The organism is Mesorhizobium sp. M7A.F.Ca.CA.004.04.2.1 (assembly GCF_004022825.1).
In the GTDB taxonomy this organism is placed as follows: Bacteria; Pseudomonadota; Alphaproteobacteria; order Rhizobiales; family Rhizobiaceae; genus Mesorhizobium.
Genome location: NZ_RZPH01000095.1, coordinates 1 through 10365, shown reverse-complemented (window position 1 = coordinate 10365; position 10365 = coordinate 1). Strand labels below are relative to the sequence as shown.

Annotated in this window: 6 protein-coding genes and 2 pseudogenes; 5 read left to right on the top strand and 3 right to left on the bottom strand. The window is 64.2% G+C overall.

Annotated elements, in window-relative coordinates; genetic code table 11:
* Positions 1 to 684, bottom strand: a pseudogene (locus EN893_RS39045) (hypothetical protein); the annotation flags it as partial.
* Between the two features lie 59 nt (positions 685 to 743).
* On the opposite strand from EN893_RS39045, the gene EN893_RS06905 reads away from it, so the two are divergent.
* Positions 744 to 1913 (top strand): DUF1972 domain-containing protein, encoded by a 1170-nt coding sequence (locus EN893_RS06905; RefSeq protein WP_164749030.1) that lies wholly within the window; start codon positions 744 to 746, stop codon positions 1911 to 1913.
* Positions 1910 to 3172 carry a cellulase family glycosylhydrolase gene (locus EN893_RS06900; protein ID WP_127270842.1) on the top strand — a complete coding sequence of 421 codons (1263 nt, stop codon included), beginning with the start codon at positions 1910 to 1912 and terminating at the stop codon, positions 3170 to 3172. Before EN893_RS06905 ends, EN893_RS06900 begins: the two co-directional genes overlap by 4 nt.
* Here EN893_RS06900 and EN893_RS06895 read toward each other — a convergent pair.
* Both EN893_RS06895 and EN893_RS06890 read right to left on the bottom strand, forming a co-directional pair.
* Positions 3135 to 4466 carry a VpsF family polysaccharide biosynthesis protein gene (locus EN893_RS06895; protein WP_127272565.1) on the bottom strand — a complete coding sequence of 444 codons (1332 nt, stop codon included), beginning with the start codon at positions 4464 to 4466 and terminating at the stop codon, positions 3135 to 3137. The two genes, EN893_RS06900 and EN893_RS06895, sit on opposite strands and share 38 nt — an antisense overlap.
* Before the next feature lies 1 nt (position 4467).
* Positions 4468 to 6570, bottom strand: coding sequence for an exopolysaccharide transport family protein (locus tag EN893_RS06890; RefSeq protein ID WP_127272564.1), 2103 nt, complete (start codon positions 6568 to 6570; stop codon positions 4468 to 4470).
* A 248-nt stretch (positions 6571 to 6818) separates the two neighbouring features.
* On the opposite strand from EN893_RS06890, the gene EN893_RS06885 reads away from it, so the two are divergent.
* The 3 genes and pseudogenes from EN893_RS06885 to EN893_RS06875 form a co-directional block, all read left to right on the top strand.
* Positions 6819 to 8327, top strand: coding sequence for a formyl transferase (locus tag EN893_RS06885; protein WP_127270228.1), 1509 nt, complete (start codon positions 6819 to 6821; stop codon positions 8325 to 8327).
* Positions 8328 to 8445: 118 nt separating this feature from the next.
* The gene (locus EN893_RS06880) at positions 8446 to 9636 is read left to right on the top strand and encodes an NAD(P)/FAD-dependent oxidoreductase (RefSeq protein ID WP_127272563.1); all 1191 of its coding nucleotides are present in this window, start codon (positions 8446 to 8448) and stop codon (positions 9634 to 9636) included.
* A gap of 428 nt (positions 9637 to 10064) precedes the next feature.
* Positions 10065 to 10365: pseudogene (locus EN893_RS06875) on the top strand (hydroxyacid dehydrogenase); the annotation flags it as partial.

The following is a 10365-nucleotide window of genomic DNA, read 5'->3' as shown; positions in this document are numbered from 1 at the left end:
GGCATGGCTCCAGCGCATCAGGCCGACGAGTATCCTGCGCATGGCGCCTTCGGGGATTTCGTGGATGTGCAGGACGGCCTTTTGGGGAAGAAGGCGTGCGGCCAGCGCGTAGTCGGCCACGATCGAGGTGTTGACATAGACGAGGTCGCAATCCTTGAGCCGCCGCCACGCCCTGAACACGGCAATTGGCAATCGCGCCATCTCGACGGTCGCAAGGCGCGCAATGGCCTGGCGCCTCAGCACCCACAGCGGTTCGAATACGATCCGGCTGGCATGCGCTTCCAGAATCCGCACGATCGGCCCGCTACGTGGCAAAACCACTTCGATGTCGGCCGACGGAAACGCGGCGCGCAGCGCGGCAACGCTCTCCGCAAAGCTGCGGTCAGAACCATAGAGTTCATAACCCTGATGAACGCAGGCAATCCGCATCTTTATATCCCGCCGGGTGCTACAACCATCGCGCTGGGCGATTGTGGCAGAAGCCCGTCCGCAAGAATCATGCCTGGTTCGATACGCCCGACTGCCGGCCGTACGCCCCAGGCATTGCTTCGTTTCGATACAGCTACGCACAGAAGGGTTGACCGAGAATGAAACAACCATCGGCTTCAACACCGTTTTTTTACAACCCCGCGCGATGATCCCTCGCAGGATACCGAAATCGGGAGGTGGCACGGAAGTTGCCATCTGCTCATTATAAATTAAGCAATATCTAATGTATGAGACATGTGAAAGTGCCGCCGGCCATGAAACCAGAAACGCCCGCCATTCTGATCCTGGGGACCCGCGGCATACCCGCGGCCCATGGCGGCTTTGAAACCTTTGCCGAAAAACTGGCGCTGTTTCTTGTCGGGCGCGGTTGGAAAGTCGGCGTCTATTGCCAGGATGAGGTCGAGCGGATCGACCAGAGGGTGCGCAGCGAAACCTGGCGCGGCATCGAGCTCATTCACATCCAGGTTGCCTCCAAGGGACCGCGCGCGACGCTGGAATTCGACTGGCAATGCGCCCGCGACGCCGCCCGGCGACCGGGCGTTTGCCTGGTGCTCGGCTACAATGGCGCGGTCTTCCTGACCTGGCTCAGGCTGAAGCGACGCAAGATCTTCACCAACATGGACGGCATCGAGTGGCGCCGCCCAAAATGGGGAATGGCGGCGCGAACCTGGTTCTGGCTCAACGAATGGATCGGCGCATGGGCCTCGCATCGGCTGGTCGCCGATCATCCCGCCATCGCAGATCACCTGGCGACGCGCCGGCCGCGCAGCGCCATCGCCACCATCGCCTATGGCGCCGATCCGGTGACATCGGCGCCCGAGGCGCCGGTCCGGGCGCTCGGCCTCGAGCCCGGGCGCTATCTCATCTCGATCGCGCGCATCGAACCCGACAACAACATCCTGCCAATCGTCGAAGCTTTTTGCTCCGCCAAGCGCGACATGAAGCTGGTAGTGCTGGGAACGCTGTCCGACGACATCCCCTATCATGCCGCCATCCGCAAGGCGGCGAATGGCTCGGTGGTCCTGCCGGGCGCCATCTACGACCAGGCGACGGTCAAGGCGCTCAGATACCACGCCCGCTCCTATCTGCATGGCCACACGGTCGGCGGCACCAACCCGTCGCTGGTCGAGGCGCTGGCGGCCGGCAACATGGTGATCGCCCACGACAATCCCTACAACAGATGGACCGCCGGAGCTGCGGCGATCTACTTCACCGACAAGGACAGTTGCGCCAAGCGGATGCAGCAGGCGCTGGACAATGACGCCTTGGTCAAGGCCTGCGGCGTTGCCGCCAGGGCGCGCGCTCAGGAAGCCTTTCGCTGGGACGATGTCCTGCTCGCCTATGAAAATGAGGCCTATCATTTGCTCGGCATGACCGCCGCCAAGACCACCGCGATGGATCATGCATCGCCAGGAACCGTATGACAGGCTGGTCGCGCCGGCGGGTGCTGCGGACGGCGCTGTCCACCGCGGCGGCTCTCGGCTCGCTCCCGGTCGCACCAATCGCTCGCGCAGCCGCCGGGCCGCGATTTCGGCGCGGCGTCAACGCCTGGCCCTGGTTCTCGCTGACGCGCGAATTTCCCGCTCCGCGCACCGACTATGACTGGCCGCCCTTCCAGTCGCAACGGCCGGTGCCGACCCCGGACGACCTGCGTCGGCTGCGCGAGACCGGGCTCGATTTCATCCGACTGCCTGTTGATCCCGGCCCTTTCCTGGCCGCCGACGCCACCACGCGCAGCCGGTTGCTGGACATGCTGGATGCCGCTGTCACGGCCACCCTCCACGCCGATCTCGGCATCATCGTCAACATCCAGGCCAATGCAGCCACCCATTACTGGAACCCCGACCGCATGGTCTCCAGCACCGCCGCACCCGCGTTCGATCTCTACCGCGGGCTGGTCGGCGAGCTTGCCGGCAGGCTGGCGCGGTTCCAGCCCGGCAGGGTGGCGCTCGAGCCGGTCAACGAGCCGGCGCAGGCCTGCGCGTCGAACGTCTGGTCGCAGATCCAGCTTTCACTTCTGACGGCGGCAAGAGCATCGGCCGCGACCCTGCCGCTGGTCGTCACCGGCGGCTGCGGCTCGATGGTGAGCGGACTGACAGCGCTCGATCCGGCACCGCTGTCCCCGTTCGAGCCGATCCTGTTCACCTTCCACTTCTATGAGCCCTATCTGTTCAGCCATCAGGGGGCACCCTGGATGCGCGAGCCCGTCTACCGGTCGCTCAACAATGTGCCGTGGCCGGCATCTGCCGGCTCGCTGGAACAGACGCTGGCATCGGTCAGGGCGCGCATGGCGCAGGACACCGAAATCCCTGAAGACGCCAAGCAGGCAGCCTATGCCGATACCGAGCGTGTGCTGAAAGTCTATTTCGACGCCCGGCCCGACCGCTGGTTTGTCGACAAATATCTTCGCCAGGTTCGCGACTGGGCCGACGGCCACGGCCTTGCGCCGGAACGCATCATCATGGGCGAGTTCGGCGCGCTGCGCACCGACGCCCGCTATGTCGCCGCCCCCAATCCGGATCGCGCGCGCTACATCGCCGATGTCAGACGGAGCGCCGAGGAACTCGGCTTCGCTTGGGCACTGTGGGATCTCTTCGATGGCATGGGCATGATGGACGACACCACCCGGGCACTGGACCCCGATATCATCGCGGCGCTTGGCCTGACCATGCCGGCGGACTGACGGGCCTGAACGCTGCCCGCGTCGGCCGGTAAAGCACCAGCGCCAGCACCACGAACTTGGTCAGCAGCGTCGTCTTCGACGCGACGCTTTCCGAGGTGTTGATCAGAATGACCCAGCCCAGCATCGGCAGCCAGATGCCGGGATGGCAGCGGCGCGCCACCTCGAACAGGAACAGCACGAAGCCGAACGTCAGCAAAAGGGTGAAGAAGGCGCCCTGATAGAGGACGGTGCGGATAATCGGGTTCTCGATGCCCTGTTCGAGACCGTTGATGCGGCGCAGGCTGTCAATCAGGTCGACATCCGGCCCCACGATCAGATCGCGTAATTCCAGGTGCTTGAAGAGCTCGAACATCTCGACGCGGGCATTGGCGCTGCCGCTGTCCGACACGAAGCGCTCCAGCAGCGCATCGAAAAAGCCATAATATGCCGCCACGATGATGACGACCGGCAGCAGCGCGGCAAGCATGAAGCCGAGTGCCGCACCCAAGAGATTGACGCGTCCCCGGCGCAATTTGCTGATGCCCTTGGAAAGCAGATAGCAACCGCCCAGCACAATCGTCATCACCATCGCCGAACGGCCGCCGAACGCGACAAGTGCCGCGCATTGCAGGCCGATCAATCCTATCCGCACAGGCGTCGACAGGGATCTGGCACCGGAGAGCAGCGCAAGCACGTAGATCGACGTCACCATGGCATTGGCGAGCGGATGTCCCTGCAGCGCGCTCGAGCGCAGATCGGTGGTAAACGCCACGCCGTCGAGGCGATAGGGGAAGATAAGCGTCTTGGTGGCGAACTCGAAAAGGGCAAGCAGCGCATTCGCCGTCATGACAACGTGAACGACGGTCTGCAGCCCGGCGAATGTCCGTTCGTCGTCCTCGCTGAGCATCAGCACCAGAAGTGCCGCGGCCACGAACGTATCGATCATGCCAGCCATGCCGGGCCGCTGCCTGGCGATGACGACGAACAAAAGCACGATCGATATGGCGGCCATCAGCGCGCTGGCCGGCCGCCTGTCGGCGAGATGGACGATATAGCCGACCGGATTGCCTGACGCACAGGAGCGCCAGGCAAACAAGAGGACGATGAGATAGGTGGACGGGTGGATCTTGGTCGCCGGGTTGCCGAACAGGCCATCATAATTGTAGCCGACCAGCCACAGCATGCCGCCCGAGATGCCGAACAGCACCGCTACCGCCGCGATCAGTCCGAAGCGCGTCAGCGCATCGAGCGACGTGCCGGCGCGGGGTGCGGCAGCACCATGGTTCGAAGCGCTTGCGCTCCAACTGGCAGCCATATCAGGCGGCCTCGTCGACCAGCAAGGCGGCCGTCGGCAACCGCCCCATGACGGAAACCGCCTGCGCGGTCGTCGTGACGTCGCGCATCGGGGTGGCGTTCAGCGTGGCGACGAGTACGATCTCGTCGGCCATGGCGACCAGCGGCGAGGCATTGAGATTGTCGGCCAGCGCGCCGCCGTCGATGACGACGAGTTCGAAGCTCCGGCTGGCCCGGGCCAGCATCTGCTGCGCAAAATAGATGCCATGCGCTTCCTGGAAAACCGCCTTTGAGCGGCCCCTGCCCAGCACGGCAACGTTGCTGCCGGCGGCGTAATGGCTGACGGCCTCAAAGGCGTACTCGCCGCGCAGCACATCGAGGATCCCCGGCTGCGGATCCTTCTGGTCGCCGCCGCCGGCATTGGCATCGATGAACAGCACCCGGCTGCCCCTGGACGCCGCGGCATTGGCCAGCAGCCGCGCCACCCGGCTGCGCTGCGCGCCCTCGCCCGGCGACGATGTCACCAGGATGGAAGGCACCAGCGGCCAGTCCGCCGGACGCTGGCCCGAACTGAACATGCGCCTCAGCGCAAGGCCGACAACGGCGTCGGTCTTCTGGCTGGAGGCGGCGGCCGAACTTGCGCCGAAAGGCCACCAGCGCCACCCAGTGCCTGAATTTGCCGGCACCACGCCCAGCACCGGCGCGTCGATGGCCGACTGCATCTGCGCGCTGGAAAGCACCGTCGGCGAGGAATATTCGGCGATCAGCGCCAGACCGGTGCCGAGCCCGAGGCCGCCGAATATCGCGCCCAGCAACAGCAGCGGCAAAGGCGGCCAGCTTTTCTTCAAGGCGGGCATGGCATTGGAGATGATGCGCGCATTGGTGCTGTCGACATTGATCTGCTCGCGCGTCTCCTGGGCGCGCTGGAGATAGTTCGAGTAGACGGAACGCAGCGCCTCGAGATCGCGCTGCAATTCGCGCAGCCGCACCGAGGCCTGGTCGGTGTCGAGCGACTTGCTCTTCATGCCGGCGACCTTGGCTTCCAGCGCCTGCTGGTTGGCCAGCGCCCGTTCGTAGTCCGTCTCGGTGGCGGTGGCGATGCGGCCGAGCTCGCGCGCGATCAGCTGGCGCGTGTCGCGCAGCTGCTGCTGGGCTGCGATCAGCGAAGGATGACGCGGCCCCAGCTCCGTGCCGAGCTGCGAGACCTGGTCGACCAGCGTCGCCTCCTGTGCCCGCAGGCTCGAGATCACCGCCGAACGCATCGCCTCCGAGGTTGCGTCCGCCGTGCCGCTCTGCCGGCGCATCTGGTCGACCTGCGCCTTCAGCGCCGCGGTGCGGCTCTGCGCCGCCGCAAGCTGCGTGTTGATCTCGGTCAGTTCCTGGTCGCTGACCAGGTTCCCTGCCGCCATCACCATGTTGTTGGCGGACTTATAGGCCTCGACGGCATTCTCGGCCTGCTGGACGCGTTTGCGCTGCTCGTCCAGCCGGGCGGTGATCGACTCGGAGGCGTCCCTGGCCATTTTCGCGCGCGCGCTCGCCTGATCGACCAGGTAGGCCTGCGCGATGGCGTTGGCCAGGAGGGCGGCCTTGTCGGCGCTCTTGGCGGTGACGATGACGTCGAGGACCAGGACCTTGTCGGCCCGCTTCACCGCCAGGCGCCGGCGCAGCGCGTCGAGTGTCTGCACCGACCTGTCGCCTTCGGCCGATGCCGAACCGAGCAGGCGCGACAGCAAGCCCTGCCCGTTGAATTCCGGATCCTGCGTCAGGTTTGTCGCCGCGATCGCCCGCATCAGCACGCCTGTCGACTGGACCACGCTGACCTGGCTCTCGACCTGCGTGATGCCGCCATCGGGTGAGATACGGCTGGGATTGACGTCGTTGGTGACCACCTGCAGGTCCTGCGGATCGATGAGGATTTCCGCCGCCGAGCTGTAGAGCGCGGGCGTGAAAAGACCGTAGAGAAGGGCGACCAGCGTCAGCAGTGCGACAGTGCCGAAGATCCAGAACCGGCGGCGCACCAGGATGCGCTTCAGGTCGCCCAGTTCGACAGTCGAAGCTGCGTATGATCCCGCGCGTGCCGCATCCGGAGAGTGTTGCTGAGGAACCATGGGCAGGGATGATTGCATGGCTGCCTCCGACAATACTCCATATGCCGGCAAGGTCAGTTGCGGCGCTAACCTAGCTATTCCTCCAACTGTTAAAACATTGTTAATTATGTTGAGAGGTGACGTGAATTTTGGCACGCGGTTTGCTTAAAAATATACATATCGGGGTGTTGGTTACGCGGCGAGCGGAGACGGATGCAGATGGGGTTACAATTTGACCGGACCGGCCTGGCCGGCAAGGCCGGGCACCGCGTTTTCGGGCCTCCACCATGCAGATAAGTCTACGCCTGGACGGCGACTGCGTCCGCGCCTTTCATCTCACGCTGCTGGAGCGCCTTGCCGCGCTCGGCGACGAACTGTCCGTCGATGTCAGGCCGGCGGGCGGCGGCATTCCGCGCAGCGCCGCAGCCCTGTTTCAACTCGAAACGGCGATCCACGGACTGCCCCATGATGGACTGGCCCATGATGGACTGGCCAAGCGTGTGCCGCTTTCGGCGCTCGCGCCCTATCGGCAGTCCCCCGCTTCGCCCGACCTGGTCATCGACCTCTGCGGCGATGTCAGGCTGGAAAGCACACGCGTCTGGCACGTCACCTATGACGGCGCCAGCGGCGAAGCGGCCTTGCTGGCCTCGATCCTCGCCGGCCGCACGCCACTTGCCCGCATCGAGGAGAACGGCGTTGCGATCGCGGCCGGGCGTCTGGGCACAGAATATGGCGGCATCGCGCTGGCGTCCTTCCAGGATATGCTGGCGCGCACAGCAAGCCTGATCGTCGCTGCCATGTCAGGCGCGGCAAAGTCGGTGCCCGATCTGCCAGAGCCGGCGCAGGCAGGCAGCCCGCCGCCAATGCCCTCGGCCGGCAAGCTTGGGGTCAGAGCCGGCAAGGCGCTGGCGCGGCGGATCGTCCAGAAGATCTATCACCTTTGCTACAACGCGCCGCATTGGAAGGTCGGCTGGCGGCAAACCGGGGGCTCCGATCTGTTCGACCTGCGTGCCCATCCGGCGTCGGGTTGGCAAGAGCTGCCGGACGATGGCAGCCGCTTCTACGCCGATCCGTTTCCCATCCTCTACCAGGGCCAGCTGACCCTGTTCGTCGAGGACTATATCCACCGGCTCGGCAAAGCCATCATCTCCGCCGTGCCCTTCGGCCCGGCAGGCCCGCTCGGACGACCTGAACCGGTGCTGGATCTGCCCTACCATCTCTCCTACCCCTTCGTCTTCGAGCGCGACGGCGAGGTCTGGATGGTGCCGGAAAGCTGCGCCAACGGCACCGTCGATCTCTACCGGGCCACCGCCTTCCCCGGTGGATGGGTCAAGGAGGCGACGCTTCTGTCCGGTGTCGTGGCCAGCGACGCCACGCTTGTCGAGCATGGCGGCGCCTGGTGGCTGTTCGCCACCGTCCGCGACGGTGGCGGCGCCTTCTCCGACGCGCTGCACCTATGGTCGGCGCCGAATTTTCGCGGCCCCTGGACGCCGCATCCCAAAAATCCCGTGCTGATCGACATTGCCTCGGCGCGGCCGGCCGGCCGCATGGTCAGGCGCGGCAACGACCTGCTGCGCCCGGTGCAGGACTGCCGCAGGAGCTATGGCGCGGCGCTTGGCATCGCACGCATTTCTCACCTTGATTTGATCGGCATGGAGCAGGTCGTTGAAACCATCTTAAATCCAGGTGCGCTATGGAGCGGGCGTAAACTTCACACGCTCAACGAGGCTGGCGGCTTTGAGTTCATCGATGGCTCGGCGATCGCACCGCGCTGGAAGCAGCGGACCCGCGATTAACCTAAACATTGGTTACTACCAGGCACGCGCTCCGGTTGCTTGCGGTTGATTTAGCTCCGGAAGATATTTTCTACCGGAGATTGTGAAACGTGCAGTTGCCACCAGAAAGGGCAGCAAAATGAGTATCTCAGAGGCTGGCCCGGCCCAAGTCGATGTGGCGATCGTCGGCGCCGGAATGGCCGGCACCACCTTGGCAATGCTGTTGGGACAAGCCGGGCGCAAGGTGGCGCTGATTGATCCGCACCGCGTCCACCACGAGGAATTCCGGGCCGAGAAGATCGGCATGGATCAGATGCTTCTGTTCGAAAAGCTCGGCCTCGATGCGACACTCAAGAGCCTCGTCACCTCGACGACCGACACGCATATCTTCCGCCTCGGCCAGTTCTTCGCGCATGAGAAGAAGGCTGAATTCACATTCTCCTATGGCGCGTTGATCAATGGCCTGCGCGACGCCTTGCCTGCGCAAGTACCGCTGACGGTCGGCAAGGTGACCGAGGTCTCGACTGGACCGGACCGGCAGCGGCTTGTGCTGGCCGACGGCGCCGTCATCGATGCCCGCCTGCTGGTGGTTGCAACCGGCCACGGCGAGGCGGTGCGGCGCGCCGTCGGCGTCGAGCGTATCGAGCAATCGAAGGCGCATTCACTGTCGATGGGATTCGACCTCGCCATCTCCCCGCGTGATTTCGGTCATCAGTCCGTCACCTGCTACAGCAGGCGGGCTGCCGACCGTATCGCCTACATCAGCATCTTTCCCCTCGGCGACAAGATGCGGGCGAACATGTTCGGCTATCGGCAAGTGGCCGAGCCGTGGACGCGGGCGTTTCGCCAGGAACCGCAAAAGATGCTCTGCGAGCTGATGCCCGAAATAGCGGCGCGATGCGGCAACTTCGAAGTCGCAAGTCCTGTCGAGGTCAGGCAGATCAGCCTGAGCACCACGCAAGGCCATCGCCGCGACGGGGTCATCTTCATCGGCGATGCTTTCTGTACCACGTGTCCAACACCGGGCGTCGGCATCGGCCGGGTGATGACCGACGTCGATCAGCTCCATTCGGTTCACATTCCGCAATGGCTCGAAACACCAGGCATGGCGGCTGACAAGATCAACGCCTTCTATGACGACCCGGTCAAGGTGGCTGCCGATGAGGATGGCATGCGGGTGAGTTACTATGCCAAGTCGATCACCGCCGGCACCGGACTGGAATGGCGCGCAAGGCGCTTGCGCAACAACACCGCGCGCCGGCTGATGATCATCGGCCGCAAGGTCCGGCATTTGGGACAGCGGCGGGTGCCCATGGCCAATATGCAATAGGGCGCGACCAGTCGCGCCCTATCGATTGCCAATATTGATTGCCTTATAAGGCGAATGCGTCAGACGCCAACCGCTCAGGTTGCCGTCGACGGAGGTGCCGATGGGGTAGTCTGGGCCGTGACGCCCGAAAGCCTGTCGCGCTTCTGCAAGGTTGGTTTCTCGTATTTCTTCACTGTAAAGTGCCCTCCAAATTGGTACGGCGCCAGCAGAACCAATTCCCTGCCCCGTGTCAATTGCGTCATTACTGGTTCTTACGTCGTCTCCTCGCCATCGTAGTCAAACGATTCTTCACTGTTGCATTGCCGGCACATATCGGCTCCAACAGGACACCTCATCCCAGCGCCAATCCCGCTCTACTCGCCTCCCCGCGCGATGTTGTAAATCGTTTCATCCAGGGTATTTTGGCCATCGGAACAGAGGGAATAGTCATGTCCAACAGCGCCTTGCCGCTGGTTATCAGTGCGCCGGAACCACGCACGCTGGAGCTGATCTTCACAGCCCGGCAGCTGGCGCGGCTCAAGGCGCACTATCGCATTGTCGAGACGACCGCTGACGGCGTCGCGAAACTGCCGGCCGACGTGCTGGCCGAGGCGCGCTACATCATCGGCCAGCCGCCCATATCGCCCGAAACGCTCGACCGGATGAAGGCGCTGCGCTGCGTCTTCAATGTCGAGACCAACCTCATCAACAACATGCCCTACGAGACCTTGTTCGCGCGCGGTATCCATG

Coding starts and splice junctions, on each gene's coding strand:
- EN893_RS06885 (WP_127270228.1), top strand. CDS start 6,819: ATGCAGATAAGTCTACGCCTGGACGGCGACTGCGTCCGCGCCTTTCAT.
- EN893_RS06905 (WP_164749030.1), top strand. CDS start 744: ATGAAACCAGAAACGCCCGCCATTCTGATCCTGGGGACCCGCGGCATA.
- EN893_RS06895 (WP_127272565.1), bottom strand. CDS start 4,466: ATGGCTGCCAGTTGGAGCGCAAGCGCTTCGAACCATGGTGCTGCCGCA.
- EN893_RS06880 (WP_127272563.1), top strand. CDS start 8,446: ATGAGTATCTCAGAGGCTGGCCCGGCCCAAGTCGATGTGGCGATCGTC.
- EN893_RS06900 (WP_127270842.1), top strand. CDS start 1,910: ATGACAGGCTGGTCGCGCCGGCGGGTGCTGCGGACGGCGCTGTCCACC.
- EN893_RS06890 (WP_127272564.1), bottom strand. CDS start 6,570: ATGCAATCATCCCTGCCCATGGTTCCTCAGCAACACTCTCCGGATGCG.